General features: G+C 60.8%; 17 protein-coding genes. 6 read left to right on the top strand and 11 right to left on the bottom strand.

Translation table 11 applies throughout. The features are described from left to right. Both Q1A75_RS11840 and Q1A75_RS11845 read right to left on the bottom strand, forming a co-directional pair. Window positions 1-197, bottom strand: a 197-nt coding sequence (locus Q1A75_RS11840; RefSeq protein WP_299592320.1) for a hypothetical protein, incomplete at its 3' end; no start/stop codon positions are given. 376 nt (window positions 198-573) lie between these two features. Then, window positions 574-1,740 carry an IS5 family transposase gene (locus Q1A75_RS11845; RefSeq protein ID WP_299592318.1) on the bottom strand — a complete coding sequence of 389 codons (1,167 nt, stop codon included), beginning with the start codon at window positions 1,738-1,740 and terminating at the stop codon, window positions 574-576. 165 nt (window positions 1,741-1,905) lie between these two features. Here Q1A75_RS11845 and Q1A75_RS11850 point away from each other — a divergent pair, with 165 nt between their 5' ends. Both Q1A75_RS11850 and Q1A75_RS11855 read left to right on the top strand, forming a co-directional pair. After that, window positions 1,906-2,100, top strand: a complete 195-nt coding sequence (locus Q1A75_RS11850) for a hypothetical protein (protein ID WP_299639973.1) — start codon at window positions 1,906-1,908, stop codon at window positions 2,098-2,100. 162 nt (window positions 2,101-2,262) lie between these two features. Continuing rightward, window positions 2,263-2,886, top strand: a complete 624-nt coding sequence (locus Q1A75_RS11855) for a fumarylacetoacetate hydrolase family protein (RefSeq protein ID WP_299592316.1) — start codon at window positions 2,263-2,265, stop codon at window positions 2,884-2,886. On the opposite strand, the gene glpK is transcribed toward Q1A75_RS11855, so the two are convergent. Genes glpK through Q1A75_RS11900 form a run of 9 tightly spaced genes read right to left on the bottom strand, consistent with a single transcriptional unit; the run spans window position 2,883 to window position 12,704 of the window. Next, window positions 2,883-4,355, bottom strand: a complete 1,473-nt coding sequence (gene glpK, locus Q1A75_RS11860) for a glycerol kinase GlpK (protein ID WP_299549612.1) — start codon at window positions 4,353-4,355, stop codon at window positions 2,883-2,885. The two genes, Q1A75_RS11855 and glpK, sit on opposite strands and share 4 nt — an antisense overlap. After that, on the bottom strand, window positions 4,352-5,929 hold the full coding sequence (glpD, locus tag Q1A75_RS11865) for a glycerol-3-phosphate dehydrogenase (RefSeq protein WP_299549615.1): 1,578 nt from the start codon (window positions 5,927-5,929) through the stop codon (window positions 4,352-4,354). The genes glpK and glpD overlap by 4 nt, the downstream gene beginning before the upstream one ends. A 25-nt stretch (window positions 5,930-5,954) precedes the next feature. Then, window positions 5,955-6,584, bottom strand: coding sequence for a LysE family translocator (locus Q1A75_RS11870; RefSeq protein WP_299549618.1), 630 nt, complete (start codon window positions 6,582-6,584; stop codon window positions 5,955-5,957). Next, complete coding sequence (gene idi / locus Q1A75_RS11875) at window positions 6,581-7,123, bottom strand: isopentenyl-diphosphate Delta-isomerase (protein WP_299209831.1); 543 nt, start codon at window positions 7,121-7,123, stop codon at window positions 6,581-6,583. The genes Q1A75_RS11870 and idi overlap by 4 nt, the downstream gene beginning before the upstream one ends. Beyond that, the gene (locus Q1A75_RS11880) at window positions 7,120-8,298 is read right to left on the bottom strand and encodes a geranylgeranyl diphosphate reductase (RefSeq protein ID WP_299549621.1); all 1,179 of its coding nucleotides are present in this window, start codon (window positions 8,296-8,298) and stop codon (window positions 7,120-7,122) included. Before Q1A75_RS11880 ends, idi begins: the two co-directional genes overlap by 4 nt. 4 nt (window positions 8,299-8,302) lie before the next feature. Further along, a complete protein-coding gene (locus tag Q1A75_RS11885; RefSeq protein ID WP_299549624.1) occupies window positions 8,303-9,559 on the bottom strand; it encodes a PucC family protein in 1,257 nt (418 codons plus the stop codon). Continuing rightward, window positions 9,556-10,455 carry a chlorophyll synthase ChlG gene (gene chlG, locus Q1A75_RS11890; protein ID WP_299549627.1) on the bottom strand — a complete coding sequence of 300 codons (900 nt, stop codon included), beginning with the start codon at window positions 10,453-10,455 and terminating at the stop codon, window positions 9,556-9,558. The genes Q1A75_RS11885 and chlG overlap by 4 nt, the downstream gene beginning before the upstream one ends. A gap of 48 nt (window positions 10,456-10,503) precedes the next feature. Beyond that, window positions 10,504-11,925: a transcriptional regulator PpsR gene (ppsR, locus tag Q1A75_RS11895; protein WP_299549630.1), complete on the bottom strand. Its 1,422-nt coding sequence runs from the start codon at window positions 11,923-11,925 to the stop codon at window positions 10,504-10,506. Further along, window positions 11,922-12,704, bottom strand: coding sequence for a cobalamin-dependent protein (locus Q1A75_RS11900; protein WP_299549633.1), 783 nt, complete (start codon window positions 12,702-12,704; stop codon window positions 11,922-11,924). Before Q1A75_RS11900 ends, ppsR begins: the two co-directional genes overlap by 4 nt. A gap of 307 nt (window positions 12,705-13,011) precedes the next feature. Between Q1A75_RS11900 and bchF the strand changes: the two genes are divergently transcribed. The 4 genes from bchF to Q1A75_RS11920 are packed head-to-tail and all read left to right on the top strand — an operon-like array spanning window position 13,012 to window position 19,949. Further along, window positions 13,012-13,515: a 2-vinyl bacteriochlorophyllide hydratase gene (gene bchF, locus Q1A75_RS11905; protein ID WP_299549636.1), complete on the top strand. Its 504-nt coding sequence runs from the start codon at window positions 13,012-13,014 to the stop codon at window positions 13,513-13,515. Continuing rightward, complete coding sequence (locus Q1A75_RS11910) at window positions 13,512-14,852, top strand: ferredoxin:protochlorophyllide reductase (ATP-dependent) subunit N (RefSeq protein ID WP_299549639.1); 1,341 nt, start codon at window positions 13,512-13,514, stop codon at window positions 14,850-14,852. The genes bchF and Q1A75_RS11910 overlap by 4 nt, the downstream gene beginning before the upstream one ends. Next, window positions 14,849-16,402 carry a ferredoxin:protochlorophyllide reductase (ATP-dependent) subunit B gene (gene bchB / locus Q1A75_RS11915; RefSeq protein ID WP_299549642.1) on the top strand — a complete coding sequence of 518 codons (1,554 nt, stop codon included), beginning with the start codon at window positions 14,849-14,851 and terminating at the stop codon, window positions 16,400-16,402. Before Q1A75_RS11910 ends, bchB begins: the two co-directional genes overlap by 4 nt. 19 nt (window positions 16,403-16,421) lie before the next feature. Next, window positions 16,422-19,949: a magnesium chelatase subunit H gene (locus Q1A75_RS11920; RefSeq protein ID WP_299549645.1), complete on the top strand. Its 3,528-nt coding sequence runs from the start codon at window positions 16,422-16,424 to the stop codon at window positions 19,947-19,949. Window positions 19,950-19,955: the final 6 nt, after the last annotated feature.

Below are 19,955 nucleotides of genomic sequence, written 5' to 3' on the forward strand. Positions count from 1 at the left end.
TCTTCATGGTACATATTTTGCGCAAGCACTGCACGAAGACGAGACATCGACATCGAATCAATGCGAGAGATGTTGATAACGACGCTAAACTTTTTCTCGTTTGCCATCTCAATGAGAAAGCGATCGTTATTAAAGTTGCGGTTTTGATCATAGAGGTCATACCGTGACGACGTAACAAGCGTATCGGGTGGAGACACTACTCCCTGACGGTCTCCGAATGTCTCTCTTGAAAGTTGTTCGGTAGACGCAGTAGCCTCTGACGGAGCCAGACTTCCTTGCTCGGCCGATCTTGTTCGACTTCGGATTTGCTGGTTTGCTTCTGCGAACAACTCAGCAGTCTGCGCGTTACTGCTTCTTGGAGTCGGCAAAGAAGCAGCCGATTGACGACCCACGCTAGTCGAGCTCCGCTGCGTGGGTTCATTGTTTTGTGGTGAAGTGCTGCTGTTTCCTGATATTCGCATTTTGAGCCCCAGTATGTTATGAGAGCCGACTACTCTGTTTTCAAATAAGCATATTTTATGCGTAAGTGCAGCATTATGAGCGCGCTTAATTCGTCGATCCTGAACATCGCCTTCAGGCGGCAATTTTTTTGACCTGATCTCTTCGGCCGTATGCCATTTCCGCATCAACGATGATGCACGCCTGATGGATCAACGAGATAGCCCGGCGCAAAGTGCCTCTCAGGTGCCTGAGGATCATACGGATGTTGTGACCGCAACCGCAGAGCACGGCGAAGATTGCGTCGCCTTCGGTTCCCTTGAGCGGGCATCGCGTCAGACGACCGTCGTTCTTCATGTGCCCGATCATCGCTTCGATGGCGCTTCGGCGGCGCAGAAGTTTCGCGATGGTTCGGGTGACGTCGCGCCGGGCGCTGGTCATGAAGACCCTTACATGCTTTACGCCGTGGCCGCAGTATCCCCGGTCCACGAAGGCAAGTTCCGGTCTGTGATCCGTCAGGATCTCGACCTGCTCCAACGCCTCGTGCAACGTGTGACCGTCATGGGGATTGCCGGGCAACGCCCGCATCCCGACCACGAAGCCGCCCCGGTTGGTCGTGGCCACGCTGACCTTGGTTCCGAATTCGTATCGCTTGTGCGCCTTGCCCTTGGAGATGCAGTCCACCGCCGGCTCGTGCAGGCCGTAGAGCTTGCCCTTGTCTTTCGGTTTCTGCGCCAGCAGCTGGCTCACCAGCGCGATCATCTCCACCAGGCGGGTCTTCACCGCGCCCTCCGGAACCTTGCCCAGTTGCCGCTCGATGTCGCGCAGCACGCGGCCGGTGTAGCCCTTGAGCCGACGCAGCGCCTTGCGCATCCGCCTAAACTGGCGGGCATGGGCGTAGCGCCCGACTTGGCCAGCCAAACGGGGTGCGAGGCGGTTGTAATTCTGGCGCAGGCCGATCCCGGCCTCGCGCGTCATCGACGACGCGTCAATCGGCAGACGGTGCTGAAAGAACGTCTCGCCGCAGAAATGCTGCCAGTACGGGTTCTCGGCCCACCGCGCCACCACCGCCTCGTCCGAGAGTGCATAGGCATGTTGAAGATACAGCAGCCCCGCAACCAAACGGGGCGGGGTCGCAGGTCGGCCCGTGTGCGAGGGAAAAAACTCCAGCCATTCACGATCGAAAACACCCCAGTCGATCAAGGCTTCCAGCTTCACCAACTCATGCCGCATGTCGACCATCTCAACCAATCGTGCGCGCAGGAGGTCGTTTTGGTCCGGGGGCGGCTTTCTGGGCTTCATAACACAGCTCGAAAGTGCAGGGCTTCTGCCCCAACACTATCAAACCCTGCACTTTCCGCTCAACAAAATCCGGCTGTTCATTAACAAAAACAAATGCCTACCCGTTATTCAGTATCGGCTAATTCATTCTGAGCCCGCTTTCAAGTAAAGTGCTCATCGACCGACTTGCTGTGGGGCTGGCTGCGTGATTCAAGATTCAAGAAACAAGCCAAGAGCATGCTTGCTCTTGGCTGGTCGAATGACGAGATTGTTTCAGTTGGTGACGCTAATCGAAAAACCCATGTGAAGTCGTTTACTGTAGAGGACCAACACTTCTGCAAGGGACGACTCAACCTGCTGGCCACCATCATCATCTATTGAAATGCAAAGCACCTCGGCCGCGCTGCTAACACCCGAAAACGGGCGAGTCTCGACTGCACATCAGAACTCCTGTCGCACAACTCTCCGCTTGGATGGGCCTATATCTGCTAACGGTCGAATACAGTTTAAAACACCAATGACATACGGCTTTATGGTGTCATTTTGCCCCCAGCCGGAATAAACTCCAACTATGCCGCACATGCCCGCGAGATGGGCAAGGATCCGGACCGCGAACTACCGTTCTTCTTCACCAAGCCCGCAGACGCAGTTATCGACAGCCCGTGCACCATTCCGTATCCGCCCCTGACAAAGGACCTGCATCACGAGATCGAACTGGTCATCGCCATCGGCACGCGCGGCGCAGATATTGCGCCGGATGCCGTCATCGATCACGTCTGGGGCGCAGGTGTCGGGATCGACCTGACGCGCCGTGATCTGCAAGCCGAAGCCAAGAAGACGGGCCGCCCCTGGGACTGGGCCAAGGCGTTTGATTTCTCTGCCCCCATGTCTCCGCTTGTGCCATTGGCAGGCGTGGAAAGTATTGAAAGGGGCCGCGTCTGGCTTGCTGTGAATGGAGAGGTGCGGCAGGACGCTGATATTGCCGACCTGATCTGGCCAGTGCGTGATCACGTAGCCTACCTATCGCAAGCGGTTGCTTTGGCTCCCGGCGACTTGATCATGACGGGCACGCCCGCCGGTGTTGGTGCGGTGGAACCGGGCGACGTCATGACCGGTGGGGTCACGGGCATCGGCGAGATCAAAGTGACAGTCGGCGCGCGCGCCTAAACCGCTTGTGTCGCTGCAATCGCGCGCTGCCACCTGGCATAGCCCGCGTTGCGGTCGGCCCCGGACATTTGCGGATCAAAACGCGCTTCGCGCGCCCACGTCGCGGCAAAGCCCTCGGTATCCGGGTAGAGACCAGCACGCATGCCAGCCAGCCATGCAGCCCCCAGTGCCGTTGTCTCGAGCCCGGCAGGCCGATCCACGGGCGCCCCCAGCATGTCCGACAGGAACTGCATGGCCCAATCATTGGCGCTCAGACCGCCATCGACGCGCAGCACTGCGTCGCCCGCATCGGGCCAATCCGCCCGCATCGCTTCCCAAAGATCGCGGGTTTGGAAGCCGATGCTTTCCAACGCAGCGCGCGCCATATCGGCAGGCCCCGTATCGCGGGTCAGGCCAAAGGTGGCCCCACGGCAATCCGGGTTCCAGTACGGCGCACCCAGGCCAGTGAAGGCGGGCACAAGTGTGACATTGCCACTGCCCTTCTCGGCCATCGCTTGCGTTTCGGCCGCACTGGCAATGATGCCCAACCCGTCACGCAGCCATTGCACAACGGCACCAGCGATAAAGATCGACCCTTCCAGCGCATAGGTCGGCTTGCCATCCAGCTGATACGCCACCGTGGTCAGCAAACGGTTGTTCGATGTCACCGGCGCGTCGCCTGTGTTCAGCAGCGCAAAGCAGCCCGTGCCATAGGTCGATTTCAGCATGCCTGGCTCGAAACAAGCCTGCCCAATGGTCGCCGCCTGCTGGTCACCGGCCACGCCATAAATCGGAGTCTCACCGCCCAGCAAATCCGTCACTCCAAAGTCAGACGCGCAATCGCGCACCTCGGGCAGCATCTCCATCGGAATGTCGAGCATGCCGCACATCTCGGGGCTCCAAGCGCCCTTATGGATATCATAGAGCATCGTACGTGCGGCATTGGTCGCATCGGTGACATGGGCCGTGCGCCCCGTCATATGCCAGATCAGGAAGCTGTCGACCGTGCCGAACAGCAGTTTGCCCGCCTTGGCCCGATCCCGCGATCCCTCATGCTGATCAAGGATCCACTTCACCTTGGTTGCACTGAAGTACGGGTCTAGCAGCAAACCGGTGATCGCCGTCACCTGATCTCCATGTCCTTCGGCCCGCAACCCTTCGCACATCTGCGCCGTGCGCCGGTCCTGCCAGACAATGGCATTGTGCAGCGGCTCACCTGTTTCAGCGTCCCAGATCACGGTCGTTTCGCGCTGGTTGGTGATGCCGATGGCGGCAATGTCCGCTGCCCCGAGACCCGCCTTATCCATAGCCGCCTTGCAAGTCGATTGCACAGTGGCCCACAGATCGGCGGGTTCGTGTTCAACCCAGCCACTGTTCGGGAAATGCTGTGTGAATTCTTCCTGAGCCGAGGCAACAGGCTGCATGTCCCCGTCAAACACAATCGCACGCGAGGACGTGGTGCCCTGATCAATGGCAAGAATATGGGTCATGCAGCGTTTTCCTTCATCCAATCGTCCACGGCGGCGCGCTCTTCTGCGCTCAGGCGCAATCCAAGTTTGGTCCGGCGCCACAGCGCGTCATCACCTGCCACCGCGTATTCGCGGGTCATCATCCATGTCAGCTCTGCACCGGTCAATGTCGCGCCAAAGTCGGGCCCAAGATCATCCGCTGTCTTGGCATCACCCAAAACGTCCCACGCTTCGGTCCCGTATGCCCGGATCAAACGCGCGGCCCATTTCTGGTCGAGGAACGAGTAGTCGGACGCCAGTTTCGACGTCAGCGATCCCACATCCGCCACCTTGAAATCCCCACCGGGCAGCGCGACACCGGCGGTCCATGGCGCGCCCAGCCCAATCTTGGCCAGCGACTGTTCAGCGAGCTTGCGATAGGTGGTGATCTTGCCGCCAAAGACGCTCAGCACGGGGGGGCCATTGTCATCCAGCGCAAGCACGTAGTCCCGCGTCGCAGCCGTGGCCGAGGATGCGCCATCGTCATAAAGAGGACGCACGCCGGAATAGGTCCAGACCACATCGTCCGGAGTCACCGGCTTCTCGAAATACTCGGTGGCAAAGGCGCACAGGTAATCGCGTTCTTCATCGGTGATCGCGGGTTTGGTATCCGCATCCGTATGTTCGGCATCGGTGGTGCCAATCAGGGTGAAATCCTGCTCATACGGAATGGCAAAGATGATCCGGCCATCGGTGCCTTGGAAGAAATACGCCTTGTCGTGGCCATAAAGCCGCTTGGTCACGATGTGTGAGCCGCGCACCAGCCGGATGTTGTGCTGTGAATTCTGCCGCATCACGCCAGCCAAAATGTCGGCTACCCATGGCCCACCTGCGTTGACCAGGGCCTTCGCGCGATAGGTCCCCTTCTCGGTCTCGATCCGCCAAGTATCACCATCCCGCGTGGCCTCATTGACGGCGCAGCGGGTCAGGATGGTCGCGCCGCGCGCTTCGGCATCGCGGGCATTCAGCATGACCAGCCGTGAATCCTCGACCCAGCAGTCACTATATTCATAGGCCATCTTGAAACGTGACTTCAGGCCCTTACCCTCAGGCGCGGTGGTCAGGTCCAGCGTCTTGGTCCCCGGCAGGATCTCCCGCCCGCCCAGATTGTCATACAGAAACAGGCCCAAACGGACGAGCCATGCAGGCCGCCGCCCTTTCTCGATCCACGGCATCACGACGCGCAACAGACGCGAGGTCGGGGTGTCACTGTCGAACCGCATGTCGGGGGCGTAAGGCAGGACAAAGCGCATGGGCCAACTGATATGCGGCATCGCCTTCAGCAGCACCTCGCGCTCTTTCAGTGCGGATTTCACCAATCCGAATTCGAAGAACTCCAGATAACGCAGCCCACCATGAAACAGCTTTGTTGATGCACTCGACGTTGCACCCCCAAGATCACCGGCTTCAGCCAGGGCAACACTCAGGCCACGGCCAGATGCATCACGGGCAATCCCGGCCCCGTTGATGCCGCCACCAATCACAAACAGATCATAGATTTTGTCGTCTGACACGCCCGCGTCCTCCGGATGGGTACGGAGTCCTCTTAAAACCATAGTAGGCAGTGATCAATCGTTAGCGTTAACGTTGCGGCGTGATGTCCTTGAGACCCAACAGAACGGCTGCGCCGATCATTAGGCCGCCACAGACGCGATTGATGGCCGGCATCGACCGCTGTGCAAAACGGGTAGCCACCCGGTCCCCGGCCCAGCCCCACAACAGCAGCGTGGCACCGTCCACGACAAGATACGTGGCCCCAAGGATCAACAGCTGCGGCAGGATTGGCGCATTGACCGTGATAAATTGCGGGAACAGGGCCGCAAAGAAAACAACGGCAAACGGGTTGGTCATCGAGGTTATGAATCCAAGGCGAAACAGCCGAACCGGATGGGCAGCGCCATCCGCACGCCCGCGCCCACTCTCCCCTCGGGACATCATCATCCGCAGCCCGATCCAGACCAGATATGCCACACCCAACCACTTGATGACAGTAAAGGCCGCCGCAGAGGTGGCAATCACCGCAGCAAGACCAAAAGCGGCAGCCGTCATCTGGATCACGTTGGCGCTCAGATCGCCGGCAATCACCCAGACTGAGCGGCGCAGCCCATGCTTCATGGCATTTGCAATGATCAGAAGTTGGCTCGTGTCGGGTGGCGTTGCAAAGAACACCGCAACCGCCGCGAGGTACAAAATATAGATTTCGGCACTCACACGCGGGCGGCCTGTACCAGATCGGCGCCAAAGATCGTGTCGGCGTGGTCAGCCAGATAAATACGCAGCCATGGCGTAAAGCGATCGGGATGACGGGCCACCGTGGCCATCAGATCGTGGTAGTCGACCCACTCGTAGGCCATGACTTCATCCGGGTTTGGCGCCACGCGCAGATCACCCCGGGCGTGGCCCAGATAGACCTCGACCACCTCATGCTCAATCAATCCGTCGCCCACATCGGCGCGGTACTCCAGATGGTGGCGATGCTCCAACGGAACGCCGGTCACGCCCAACTCTTCGTTCAGGCGACGGGCTGCGCACACCGAAGGCGCTTCGTCCCATTCGGGATGCGTGCAACAGGTGTTCGCCCACAGGCCCGGCGTGTGATACTTGCCCATCGCACGTTGCTGCAACAACACCTCGGTGCCACGCACAACAAAGACCGACACGGCCTTGTGCTTCAGACCGCGCTGATGCGCCTCCAGTTTTTCAACCGGGGTCAACGCGCCGTCGACCCAGGCCGGGATCATGATCGTCATACGTGGTTCGCCTTCACCAGCCCGGTCAGGTGGGCCATGTTCTTGATACCGATCTTCAGATGCGCCATGGGCCGCGCCTTGACCAGCTTCTTGTTCATATACGCCTCGAAGGTCAGACGCTGCACATCTATGTCGTGACAAAGTGACACAAAGCGTTCGCGCCGGTCGTCACTGCGATAATAGGCATTCTGCATCGACGCCAGAACCCGGAACACAGTCTTGTGCTCGCGCATGAACAGCTTGCGCGCCAGTTTCAGGTCCTTGACCCGGCCCGACGCCAGCATGGCCGCACAGGCCGTCGCGGCCACTCGGCCCCCAACCATGGCATAGTAGATGCCTTCGCCCGAGGACGGGGCCACGACACCAGCCGCATCCCCAGCGAGCACAACATCCTTGCCGTTGTCCCAACGATCCATCGGTTTCAGGGGTATGGGTGCGCCTTCCTTGCGCAAGGTCTCGCACTCGTCCAGACCGGATGCAACGCGCAGCGCCGCCGTCGCTTCCTTGAGGTTCACAGACGATTGCTCGGACCCCATCCCAACGCTTGTCGTGCCACCATGCGGAAACACCCAGCCATAGAAGTCGGGCGAGATTGACCCGTCATAGATCACGTCACAGCGCATCGGGTCATAGGTGTCGGTGGCCTCCGGAGCCTTGATGATCTCGTGATAGGCAAAGACAAGCGGCACCTTGTCCGCACCTTCGACCTCGGCCTGCCCCACGCGGGACTTGGCGCCATCGGCTCCGATCACCAGCTTGCACGGCAGTTCGCGGTGTTCCTGCGTTTCCTTGTCACGGTAGATCACCACCGGGTGCCCATCGGGGCGGTCGATGCGCACAAAGGTACCCGTGAAGTACTTCGCCCCTGCCTCCACAGCCCGCTGGCGCAGGAACGGATCGAAATCCTTCCGATCGACCATCCCGACATAGCCGTTCTCGATCGGGATATCGACGCGACGACCCGTGGGGGAAATCATGCGGGCGGTCGTGACCTTGGTCAGCAACTGCTCTTCCCCGATGTGGAAATCCTGCATCAGCCGGGGCGGAATGGCACCACCACAGGGTTTGATCCGCCCCTCACGGTCCAGCAGGGCAACGGAATGGCCCGACCGCACCAGATCCTCGGCTGCGGTGGCCCCGGACGGTCCTCCGCCCACAACAACGACATCATACATCATACTACTCCCCCGGAACCAAGGTTACATCATGGGTCTCGACCGCTCGCATCACGCGAGAGGCGACCAGAGCGGCACATAGGAACAGCGCCGCTTCGAATGTGAAAACCGTGCCGTAAGCCGCAGCATCGGGCAGGATCAAACGGGTCAGGTCCAGCATGCCCGTGGCGACCAACCCAGCCAGACCCGCGGCAATGGCCTGCGCCGCACCAAAGACACCCATGCGGGTGCCGGTGTTGCGCGCATGGGCGGCGGCCAACTGCATCATTGAACCGACCGCGCCAACGACAAACAACCCGTTGCCCAAGCCCAGCACAACCGTCGACGGCACCAGCGGCAGACCGGCGCCCAAACCCAACAAGCCAAGCGCCGACAGCACACAGCCCGTCACAGCCCAAAACCGCAGGCTGCCAATCCGCAGATGCGACAAAGCCCCAGCCGCAATCATCCCCACCAGGGCGGCCCCATCCTTGCCCCCGGACAGCTTGGTGCTGTCCTCGGGGCTCAGCCCGTGGACGTGCCCGGCAAAGGGCTCAAAAATCAGTTCGGACAGATAGAACGCGAGTATTGATAGAAAGACAAAGCCGGTAAACTGGCGCGCCGCGGGGTCAGCCCATGTGCGACGCAGGGCTGCAATCAATGGCGTATCATCCGCCTGATGCTCGAATGCGGCATGGCTCTCAACACCGATAGTTGCGATCACAGACAGAAGGAAAGCCACCGCACAAACCGCCGCGACAACCCATACCAGACGATCCGGGCTGTAAGGCTCCAGCGCGATGCCGGTCCCGACAGAGGCAAAGATCGCGCCGGCAATCAGCAATAGCCACGCCAACGTCGCCCCTGCCCCTTTGCGCGGCCCGGTCACGCAGGCCAGAAGCGCAAGGAACGATGTGCCCGCCGCTCCGATCCCAAGTCCAATCGCGGCATAGGACAGAAGCCAAACGGCCAGTGCCAAAGGCACCGAAGTCTCGGCAAGCAATATGCCCCACGCCGCGCCAATCACACCCAGAGCAACAACAGCAATGCCACCAAGAATAAAAGGCGTTCGCCCACCCTTCACATCCGACCGATGGCCCCAAACAGGCCGGGTCAACTGCACACCATAATGCAGAGCGACCAGCAGACCGGGCAGCAAAGCGGGCAAGGCCAGCTCGACCGTCATCAGCCGATTGAACAGGTTCACGGGCAGCGCGGCCAGCCCTCCGATGGCGGCATTCACCAGACACAGACGCACCAACATGCCCCAGCCAGCAATCATGCCAGCCCCCGCAACGCAAAGGCGGCGACCATCATGCCGGAGACATAGAGCAGCACACCCGTGCCGTTGTACCAAGGCGCCTTCGCCTTTGGATCACGGAACATGATTGTCATGGCCCAGAATTGCAGCAAGAGGACCAAGACAACCCCCGCTGCATGGGCGGGCCGATCCCACATGCCCAACAGCGCAATCACCACAGCCTGCGGCACCGCCATCACGGCACAGGCCACCTGTGCCGCGCGACGCGGACCAAGCGTGACAGGCAGGGAATTGACCCCCATCTGCCGGTCGCCTTCCAGCGCTTTGAAATCATTCAGGGTCATGATGCCATGCGCGCCCAGTCCATAGAGGAGCGCGACCAGCAACACCTCGCCGCGCGGTGCGCCCGCACTCAGCACGGCAGCACCTGTGATCCACGGCAAAGTCTCATAACTCAGACCGACAAGGCCCGGACCCCACCAGCCAGATCGCTTCAAGCGGACCGGTTCAGCCGAATAGGCCCACGCGGCCACCACGCCCGCGATCGTCGCGGCAAAACCCCAAGGGCCCAGCTGCCAGCCCACAAACAAGGACAGGCCAGACATGGCCAACGCAATCCACAGCCCCCACCGACCCGGGATACGACCCGACGGGATCGGGCGGTCTGGTTCATTGATGGCATCCACATGGCGGTCGCACCAATCGTTTGCAGCCTGTGACATTCCACACACGATGGGACCAGCCAAAAGCACACCCAGCAAAACCAGATACCACTGCCCTACAGGCGATGCGCCAGACGAGATCACGCCGCACAGATAAGCCCACATCGGCGGAAACCACGTGATCGGTTTGATCAGGCGCAGGGCCGCCGCAGGCTCGGGAAATCGGCGCGCAGGTAAAGAAGGGCTGACATCCATGTGTCAACTATGACTGACACTTTGAGTCGGCGCAAGGTTGCCAGCAGGCTAGCCGTTCTTGTTGAGCAACCCATACTTGCGCAGCTTCACATAGAGCGACTGACGAGACAGACCCAACATCTCGGCCGCGGCCACGCGATTGTTGCGGGTCAGGTTCACGGCCGTCTCGATGCACATCTTCTCGACCACATCGGTGGTCTCGGCCACAATCTCTTTCAACGAGGCGGAGCCAATCAAGTCCATCACGTTGCGACCTGGCTCGGGCATATGCGTGCTGCCGCTGCCTTCGACCTTACGGACACCTTCCAGACGGCTAACATCGCGGAGGATCAGCGCAACAGCCGGGTTTTGGTCGTCTTCGAGCGCAGTGGCCGATACCTCGACCGGAATTCGAGCGCCCAGATCATTCACAAGGCGCGTGGCATAGACACGCATCTGACCGGTACGCGCCGCATTCTCCAGCAGCACACCCAGATCAATCTGACCGCGGGCCAGATACTCGGCCAAGGATTGGCCCACCACATCCGACAGATGCGTGGCCCCGATCAGATCCAGAAAGGCATCGTTGACCGACAGGGTCGTACCGCGCGGATCCATAAAGACGATGGCATCCGTCGTGCCCCTGAACAGCGAAATCGCATGGCTGGACGCCGTGTCCGTGTTCGACGCGATCGCTTCACTGCCCACAAGACGGCACATCAGAACCCGCTGTCCGGCCGCACGGAACAGGGCCGGATACAGATCAACGGTCTGCCGAGTCCGCGACGTACGCACCGAAACAGGTGCGCCATCATCGGTCAGGGTGGCATTCATCAGGCTTTCTGTCAGCTCGGCCCCGGATCGATCCGCAAACAGGCTGGCAAAGGCAGCACCAACCAGCGCATCAGGCTTCAGGCCCAGCAGTGCCGCCCCCCAACCGTTCGCATCCTCGATCCGCCCGGTCTGCACCGACACGAACACAATCGAATCGTCAACATTCGACATAACAACACGATAACGCGCGTCGAACTCGCGGCTGGCTTCATATCCCTGTTCAAGCGCAATCTGGGCCTGCACCAGCTGCTGCTGCGTCTCGGCAATGGGGCGCAGATCACGACCCAGCAGCAAAACGGCATTCTCCTGCCCGAAGCGGTGGAAAGTATAGCGTACCGGATACTGCCAGACGGCATTGTCTGAATGGTTCAACTCAAGCGGCTTTTTCGGCGGACGCCCTGACATATACGCGTCGTGGGCATGCTGGAACTTTTCAATGCTTTCCTCGGTCAGGAACTCGACAACCGGGCGGCCTTCCCAATGGTTTAGATTGCCAAAGCTGTCATCCTGATCATTGAGCAACACCGACAGGATTGTACCTTCGGCAGACACCACCAGGGCAATGTCCGAAGCTGCGGCAATAATGCTACTCAGAAATTCCGGCGCGATAAGCGGGACAGAGCCACTTGTCCAGAAACTGCTTCCATCAGTTGTCATATACGGCCCAATGCCTTTTTGCGCTTCGTCGTGAAGCCAACAACATCTTTTGCCGTATTCGTCACAAGATCGACGCCTGTTTGCTCTGTTATGCTCTTGGTGACCCCGGAATATGCACCGCCTATGGCAAGCACCGGAGTCACGTCACTCTTCTGCCTTATCTTTTTAACGGTTCCGCATATGGTTTCAAGACCCGCCGCGCGTGCGCACGAGAACAAGGCCATATCGGGCCGGTCATACTCAACCCGTGCAAGAAGCTGCTCAGACCCTTCATTGATCGCCAAGCTGACGTCACAGCCCAACCTGCGCAGTTGCGCGGCAACAACGCTTGCTCCCAGAAAATGCTGCTCGGCCTCGGGCACAATGACAAGCGCATGCAACACGTTGCTCTGATCCACAGGCTCCCGCGTCAACCCATGCGCTGCAATACCCAAGAGTGACTGCAAACGCAGCGAGCCCACGGTAACCGTGGCAAAATCCAGATCCGAGGTCATCCACAGCGCGCCCAGTTGCTCGGCAGCTTTAGGGATATGGAGATCGATCAACGCATCATGCGTCAGACGGTACGTGCTCAATTCCTCCAGCACCAATGCCGCATCGAAATCGAGACGTTTGATGACGGCACGCACCAGGTAATCAACAGCGACCTGACGCGCGCCGGAGGGGCAGACAGCCTGACGATCTTTCAGGATGGAAATGACTTCCCCGGCCAACGACTCATGGTCGCAGCTGCGCCCGTAAGGACGACGGGTCGTGCCAAATGGGTCGTCCTGCGTCATGGATTACCTCGATCCGTGCAAACGCATTGAACGGTTCTGGCGCGTCAGAGCCGTGAAAACATCAAAAGTGTCTGCCCGAACACCCACAATGTCAACTCAATTTGACATGAGGGCAGCACCTCACCTCCTCCAATTCCGTCTCTTTACGCGTTTAAACGCCACAAAGTGCGGATTTTACGTAATTATAGGGGCATCACCCACCCAAGCAGGCGCACCAGGATGACAGTCATAGTGTAAGTTATAATTGACACTTTTCCCTCTCACCCGATACGCTGAACCCGTGACGCAAAGGGAGAGGCGCAACACGATGTCCATCCGGACACCCCCAAATGCAGCGCCGGTCGGGCTCTATACGGCCGAGGAACGTGCGCGTCGGGATGCCACCATCTGGACACCGGTTCAGGGTATCCTCGCACCCCTGCAATTCGTGGTGTTTCTAGTCTCTCTAGCACTGGTCATCCGCTACTTGTCGACGGGCGAGGGATACGTCGCCGCCACATGGTCCATCGTGATCAAGACAGGCGTGCTTTACCTAATCATGATCACGGGTGCGATCTGGGAAAAAGTCGTTTTTGGTCAATATCTTCTGGCCCCTGCCTTTTTCTGGGAAGACGTGTTTTCCTGCCTCGTGATCGCCCTGCACACCGCCTATATCTGGGCGCTTTTTTCCGGGGCACTTTCCCCGGTCCCGCTGATGTGGCTGGCTCTGGCCGCCTATGGCGCCTACGTCATCAACGCAGCACAGTTCGTGCTCAAGCTGCGCGCTGCCCGATTGCAGGCCGCTTCTACGCACAGCGAGGTCCCAGTATGACCGAGCTTCCCCGACTCCCCACCGCCGGTGGGTGTCGCGAGACACCGATTCTCAAACAGCGCGGCCAACGCGAGGTGTTTTGCGGCCTGACGGGAATCATCTGGTTGCACCGCAAGATGCAGGATGCGTTCTTTCTGGTAATCGGCAGCCGCACCTGCGCCCATCTGCTGCAATCGGCGGCCGGCGTGATGATCTTCGCCGAACCGCGCTTCGGCACCGCGATCCTCGAAGAAACCGACCTCGCCGGGCTGGCAGATGCGCAGGACGAGTTGGACAAGGTGGTGGACGAACTGCTCATCCGCCGCCCCGACATCAAGCAACTGTTCCTCGTCGGCTCCTGCCCCTCCGAGGTGATCAAGCTGGACCTCGCCAAGGCGGCGGAACGCATGACCCAACGCCACGCACCATCGGTGCGGGTGCTGAATTTCTCCGGCTCCGGTATCGAAACGACCTTCACCCAAGGCGAAGACGCCTGCCTCGCCTCCATGGTGCCCGTCCTTCCCAAAACAGACGAGCGGCAACTGCTGCTGGTCGGCGCCCTGCCCGACGTGGTTGAGGAACAGGCCATCGGCCTTCTCGAAGCCATGGGCATCGGCCCGATCAAGGTCTTGCCAGCCCCGCGCGCAAACAGCGACCTCGCCGTCGGGCCCAACACAGTCTATGCCCTCACCCAACCCTTCCTCGGCGACACGCACGACGCACTCACACGCCGCGGCGCCCGCCACATCCCCGCCCCCTTCCCCTTTGGTGAAGAAGGTACAACCCAATGGCTCGCCGCCATCGCCACCGAATTCGGTGTCGCACCCGAGCTTTTCGAACAGGTCACCACCGCCCCCCGCGCCCGCGCCCGCAAGGCTATCGCTCAAGCAGCAGAGGCGCTGAACGGCATGTCCATCTTCTTCTTCCCCGACAGCCAGCTTGAAATCCCGCTGGCCCGCTTCCTGACCCGCGAATGCGGGATGGAGGCCATCGAAGTCGGCGCGCCCTTTATCCACAAAGGCATCGTCGGCCCCGACCTCGACCTTCTGGCCGAAGGGCCAACCATCTCCGAAGGACAGGATGTCGACCTGCAACTGGATCGCGCCAAGGCAGCCAAACCTGATCTCACCGTATGCGGCCTCGGCCTCGCCAACCCATTGGAGGCTGAAGGTCTCGCCACCAAATGGGCCATCGAACTCGTCTTCACTCCGGTCCATTTCTACGAACAGGCGGGCGACCTCGCTGGCCTCTTCTCCCGCCCAATCCGCCGCGCCGACCTTCTCAAACTCGACCCAGTTTCTTCTGACGGCAAATACGACGGGGGTGTGGGGGCTGGCCCCCACGCACAGCAGCCATGAAGCTCACCGTCTGGACATATGAAGGCCCGCCCCATGTCGGCGCCATGCGCGTCGCCACCGGCATGACGGACTTGCATTATGTGCTCCATGCGCCCCAAGGCGACACCTATGCCGACCTGCTGTTCACCATGATCGAGCGGCGCGACCACCGCCCGCCCGTCACCTACACGACTTTCCAGGCGCGCGACCTTGGCGCCGACACAGCGAACCTGTTCAAACAGGCCGCACAAGATGCTTATGACCGGTTCAAGCCGCAGGCGATCATCGTGGGTGCCTCCTGCACCGCCGAACTGATCCAGGACGATCCCGGCGGCATGGCCGAAACCATGGGCCTGCCCGTCCCCACGATCCCGCTGGAACTGCCAAGCTACCAGCGCAAGGAAAACTTTGGCGCGGACGAGACATTCTTCCAGATCGTCAAGACGCTGGCGAAACCCATGGAGCGAACCAAACAGGTCACCGCCAACCTGATCGGCCCCACGGCCCTCGGCTTCCGCCATCGTGATGACATTCAAGAGGTGACTGCACTTCTCTCGGACATGGGGATCAGCGTGAATGTCGTAGCCCCGATGACCTCCTCACCCGCCGATATCGCCCGCATGGGCGCGGCGCATTTCAACGTTCTGATGTACCCAGAAACGGCAGAGTCCGCCGCCCGCTGGATGGAACGGGACCTAGACCAGCCCTATACTAAAACCGTGCCCATCGGCGTCGGCGCCACCCGTGATTTCGTCAACGAAGTCGCGACGATCACGGGCAAGGATGCTTATCTCGACACCTCCCGCTTGCGCCTGCCCTGGTACTCAAAATCCGTCGACAGCACGTATCTGACCGGCAAGCGTGTCTTCCTCTTTGGCGACGGCACCCATGTGCTGGCCGCCGCGCGCATCGCCCAAGACGAGATGGGGTTCGAGGTCGTGGGCATGGGTTGCTACAACCGCGAAATGGCCCGCCCCGTCCGCACCAAGGCCAAGGACATGGGGATCGAGGCAACGATCACTGACGACTATCTCGAGGTTGAGCGCGTGATCGAAGCGCTGCAGCCCGAAATGATCCTCGGCACACAGATGGAACGCCATATCGGCAAACGGCTCGGCATCCCATGCGCCGTTATCTCGGCCCCCGTCCATGTACAGGATTTCCCCGCCCGCTACTCCCCCCAGATGGGGATCGAGGGGGCCAACGTGATCTTTGACACATGGGTCCACCCGCTGGTCATGGGGCTGGAAGAACACCTTCTGCATATGTTCCGCGAGGATTTCGAATTCCACGATGCGGCGGGTCCCTCGCACCATGGCGGCCACGCACCTGCGGCGAGCGGGTCAGGGGGGCCAGCCCCCCGTCCTGCGGACTCCCCCCGGAGTTTTTCCAGCAAGATGAATGAAGGATCCGTGGTCTGGCTCGCCGATGCCGAGCAGGAGTTGAAAAAGATTCCGTTCTTTGTCCGCGGCAAGGCCCGGCGCAACACCGAGATTTTTGCCACCGAACGCGGCGTAGACGAGATTTCCGTCGACACCCTTTACGAAGCAAAGGCCCATTTTGCGCGATGACACTGGCATAAATGGGCGCATGCCCGGCTACCGCGTGGTGATCATCACGTTGGATAGCCATGCCGCCGGTCCCGCGCGACGTGCAATGGACGCGCTGGCTGTCGACTACCCCGGCCTAGACCTGCAAATCCATGCCGCCGCCGAATGGGGCGAGTCCCCGGACGCCTTCGCAGCGGCGGAAGAAGCGGTGATGAATGGCGACATCATCATCTCGAACCTTCTGTTCCTCGAAGAACATGTGGCCCGCATCCTGCCTGCCCTCAAAGCGCGCCGGAACAATTGCGACGCCATGATCGGCGTCATTGCCGATGCCGAAGTGGTCAAGCTGACCCGCATGGGTACGCTCGACATGCAGGCCCCGCCCTCGACCATGGGCAAGTTGATGAAGCGCCTGCGCGGCTCCTCCAAACCCTCGACCGAGGACGGCGCCAAGAAGATGCAGATGCTGCGCCGCCTGCCCAAGATCCTCAAATTCATCCCCGGCAAGGCGCAGGACCTGCGCGCCTGGTTCCTTGTCATGCAATACTGGCTCGGTGGCTCTGACGACAATGTACGGGGCATGATCCAGTTCCTGCTGAACCGCTACGCGACCTCTGCCGACTGGGCCGAACGGCCCGAAGCGGCGCTGCCCATCGACTACCCCGACACAGGCCTTTATCACCCCGATCTGCCGCAGCGCATCACCACTGATGCCGCTGATATCCCCGGTCCCAAAGGGGCGGAGATGACCGTGGGCATCGTCATGCTCCGCTCCTACGTACTGGCGGGCGACACGGCACATTACGACGGCGTCATTCGCGCGTTGGAGGCCCGAGGCATGCGCGTTCTGCCCGCCTTTGCCGGAGGGCTGGATGCCCGCCCTGCCATCGACATCTATTTCAAAGGTCAGGTGGACGCGCTTGTCTCCCTGACCGGTTTTTCGCTGGTGGGCGGCCCTGCCTACAATGATAACCAAGCAGCCATCGACGTGCTGGCAGACCTCGACGTGCCCTATCTCGCCGCACACGCGCTGGAATTCCAGACGCTCGGCCAGTGGGCGGGCAGCACGGGCGGCCTTGGCCCCATCGAAACAACGATGCTCGTGGCCCTCCCCGAGTTGGACGGGGCCACTTGCCCCACCGTCTTTGGCGGGCGGCTTGGCCCCGAAGGGTGCAATGGCTGCACCCATACCTGTCAGGCAGGCGAACCGAAGGCGATGGTGCCTTGCGTCGAACGCATCGACAGCCTGGCCGAAAAAACCCTGCGCCTTGGTCGCCTGCGTCGAAAAAAGAATGCCGAGAAGAAGGTTGCTGTCGTCCTCTTTGGTTTCCCACCCAATGCGGGTGCCGTGGGAACAGCTGCGTATCTTTCTGTTTTCGAAAGCCTTTTCAACACGTTGAAAGCCATGCAAGCGCGCGGCTACACGGTCGATCTGCCAAAAAGCGTAGACGCCTTGCGCGCCCAAGTCTTGCAAGGCAACGCCGCGCAGTACGGTCAGGAGGCGAATGTCGCCGCCCATGTGGATGCCGACACCATCGTTCGCACCACGCCGCCGCTTCACGCCATAGAAGCCGTCTGGGGCCCTGCGCCGGGCCGCATCCAATCCGACGGGCGCGGTGTGTTCGTGCTGGGCAAGGAACTAGGCAACGTCTTTGTCGGGGTCCAACCCGCCTTTGGCTACGAAGGCGACCCAATGCGGTTGCTGTTCGAGAAAGGCTTTGCCCCGACCCACGCCTTCACCACCTTCTATCTCTGGCTCCGCAACACCTATCAGGCTGATGCGGTGGTGCATTTCGGCATGCACGGCGCGCTCGAATTCATGCCTGGCAAGCAGGCCGGCCTTGGGGCACAGGACTGGCCGGACCGGCTGATTGGCGAGATGCCGAACATCTACCTTTATGCGGCCAACAACCCGTCCGAGGCGTCGCTGGCCAAGCGCCGGTCCAACGCCGTGACAATCACGCACCTGACGCCACCACTCGCGCAATCCGGTCTCTATAAAGGGCTGGCGGAGTTGAAAGACTCCCTCTGCCGCTGGCGCGAGATGGACGGTACTGACCCTGCGCGGGTTGAGCTGGAAGAGTTGATCGCCGAACAGGCCGAAGCCGTGGACATGGGCAGCACGCCTGCCGAAGCGCTCTGGCTGAAACTGCTCGAAACCGAAGACGCGCTGATCCCCGAAGGTCTGCACGTGGTAGGTCAGCCGCTCAGCGATGCCGCGCGCACGGAATACCTCAACCTCATGTCCCACGCGGATGAAGATGCCCGCGCACGTGTGGACGCCCTGCTGCAGAACGAAACTGAACTCAGCGCCCTGATGGCTGCGCTTGATGCGCGTTACATCAAACCGGTGCCCGGCGGTGACCTCATCCGCTCGACCGACATTCTGCCCACGGGCCGCAACATCCACGCCTTTGATCCGTTCCGCATGCCCACGGCTTTCGCCTGCCGCGACGGGATGAAACAAGCGCAACTGCTGCTCGATACGCACCCCACTCTACCGCGCTCGATCGCGCTGGTGCTCTGGGGATCCGACAACATCAAATCCGACGGCGGCCCCATCGCGCAGGCCCTCGCCCTTATGGGCTGCGCCCCGCGCTTCGACAGCTTTGGCCGTCTTGCCGGGGCCGACCTGATCACACTCACGGACCTCGGCCGTCCCCGCATCGACGTGATCATGACGCTGTCGGGCATTTTCCGCGACCTTCTACCCCTGCAAACTCGTATGCTGGCCGAGGCCGCGCTGAAATGCGCCGAAGCGGACGAACCGCTGGACCAAAACTATATCCGCGCCCACGCGCTGGCCTATGCAGAGGCGCAGGGCGTGGATCTCGCCACCGCTGCGCTGCGCGTGTTCTCGAATGCCGAAGGGGCCTATGGCTCGAACGTGAACCAACTGGTCGACAGCTCCGCCTTCGGGGACGAGGACGAGTTGGCCGACGCCTATGAGACCCGCAAAAGCTTTGCCTATGGTGTCGATGGCAAATCCGCCGCCAACCCCGCGCTCCTGCAAAAGGCGCTCGCAGATGTGGAGGTAGCTTACCAAAACCTCGAATCCGTCGAGCTGGGTGTCACCACGGTGGACCACTATTTCGACACGCTGGGCGGCATCGCCCGCGCGGTGAAACGGGCCCGCGGGTCCGAGGCATCGGTCTATATCGGCGACCAGACCCGCGGCAACGCGACCGTGCGCACGCTCAAGGATCAAGTGGCGCTCGAAACCCGGTCCCGCGCACTGAACCCCAAGTTTTTCGAAGGGCTGCTGAAACACGGCGCCGAAGGTGTGCGGCAGATCGAGGCGCATATCACAAACACCGTCGGCTGGTCCGCCACCACCGGACAAGTGGACGACTGGGTGTACCAGCGCATATCGGAAACCTTTGTGCTGGACGAAGAGATGCGGCAGCGCATGGCCGATCTGAACCCAACCGCGTCGTCCCGCATGGCCAACCGCCTGCTGGAAGCGTCCGATCGCGAATACTGGGCGCCCGACGCCGAAACGCTCGCCGCGCTCCAGGATGCCGCCGATGCGCTTGAGGACAAGCTTGAAGGGATCGCAGCCGAATGACCCGTT

The sequence above is a fragment of the uncultured Tateyamaria sp. genome (genome assembly GCF_947504105.1).
Taxonomy (GTDB): domain Bacteria; phylum Pseudomonadota; class Alphaproteobacteria; order Rhodobacterales; family Rhodobacteraceae; genus Tateyamaria.

Bases quoted from the DNA above. Each gene is read 5' to 3' on its own strand.
- Q1A75_RS11845 (WP_299592318.1), bottom strand. From the start codon at position 1,740: ATGAAGCCCAGAAAGCCGCCCCCGGACCAAAACGACCTCCTGCGCGCA.
- glpK (WP_299549612.1), bottom strand. From the start codon at position 4,355: ATGACCCATATTCTTGCCATTGATCAGGGCACCACGTCCTCGCGTGCG.
- glpD (WP_299549615.1), bottom strand. From the start codon at position 5,929: ATGGTTTTAAGAGGACTCCGTACCCATCCGGAGGACGCGGGCGTGTCA.
- idi (WP_299209831.1), bottom strand. From the start codon at position 7,123: ATGACGATCATGATCCCGGCCTGGGTCGACGGCGCGTTGACCCCGGTT.
- Q1A75_RS11880 (WP_299549621.1), bottom strand. From the start codon at position 8,298: ATGTATGATGTCGTTGTTGTGGGCGGAGGACCGTCCGGGGCCACCGCA.
- Q1A75_RS11885 (WP_299549624.1), bottom strand. From the start codon at position 9,559: ATGATTGCTGGCTGGGGCATGTTGGTGCGTCTGTGTCTGGTGAATGCC.
- chlG (WP_299549627.1), bottom strand. From the start codon at position 10,455: ATGGATGTCAGCCCTTCTTTACCTGCGCGCCGATTTCCCGAGCCTGCG.
- ppsR (WP_299549630.1), bottom strand. From the start codon at position 11,925: ATGACAACTGATGGAAGCAGTTTCTGGACAAGTGGCTCTGTCCCGCTT.
- Q1A75_RS11900 (WP_299549633.1), bottom strand. From the start codon at position 12,704: ATGACGCAGGACGACCCATTTGGCACGACCCGTCGTCCTTACGGGCGC.
- bchF (WP_299549636.1), top strand. From the start codon at position 13,012: ATGTCCATCCGGACACCCCCAAATGCAGCGCCGGTCGGGCTCTATACG.
- Q1A75_RS11910 (WP_299549639.1), top strand. From the start codon at position 13,512: ATGACCGAGCTTCCCCGACTCCCCACCGCCGGTGGGTGTCGCGAGACA.
- bchB (WP_299549642.1), top strand. From the start codon at position 14,849: ATGAAGCTCACCGTCTGGACATATGAAGGCCCGCCCCATGTCGGCGCC.
- Q1A75_RS11920 (WP_299549645.1), top strand. From the start codon at position 16,422: ATGCCCGGCTACCGCGTGGTGATCATCACGTTGGATAGCCATGCCGCC.